This window comes from Rossellomorea oryzaecorticis (genome assembly GCF_038405515.1).
GTDB lineage: Bacteria > Bacillota > Bacilli > Bacillales > Bacillaceae_B > Rossellomorea > Rossellomorea oryzaecorticis_A.
This window is the reverse complement of record NZ_JBBYAF010000104.1, coordinates 1-492: the sequence shown is the minus strand read 5'-3', so window position 1 is coordinate 492 and position 492 is coordinate 1. Positions and strand designations below refer to the sequence as shown.

Sequence of the window (492 nt, the reverse complement as noted above, 5' to 3'; positions counted from 1 at the left end):
CGCGACCTCCTGCGTGACAGGCAGGCATTCTAACCAACTGAACTACCAGACCAGAGATTTTTGCGAAAGCAAAATATCTTACATTACCTTGCGTCTGCAAAATATTCATCCATCGGTTACCCATTAGACGTTTATTTGCTTTAACAAAAATGGTATTGCGGGGACAGGATTTGAACCTGCGACCTTCGGGTTATGAGCCCGACGAGCTACCGAACTGCTCCACCCCGCGACGATAATAAAAGTTTAATTAAGTTGTGATCTTACGAATATATATCCGTTAGAACCACCCCGACTTCAGTAAGCTTATTCAAGTTGCTGCTCAGTCGGTGCGCTGATGTGCAAGCTCCGAGTATTATTCGGACGTGCTCCACCCCGCGACGATAATAAGGGAAAAAATAATATGGCGGAGGAAGAGGGATTCGAACCCCCGCGGGCTTTAACACCCCTGTCGGTTTTCAAGACCGATCCCTTCAGCCGGACTTGGGTATTCCT

General features: G+C 47.6%; 1 tRNA gene. It reads right to left on the bottom strand.

The features are described from left to right. Positions 1–155: 155 nt before the first annotated feature. Positions 156–229 (bottom strand) — tRNA-Met (locus AAEO50_RS21270). Positions 230–492 lie beyond the last annotated feature (263 nt).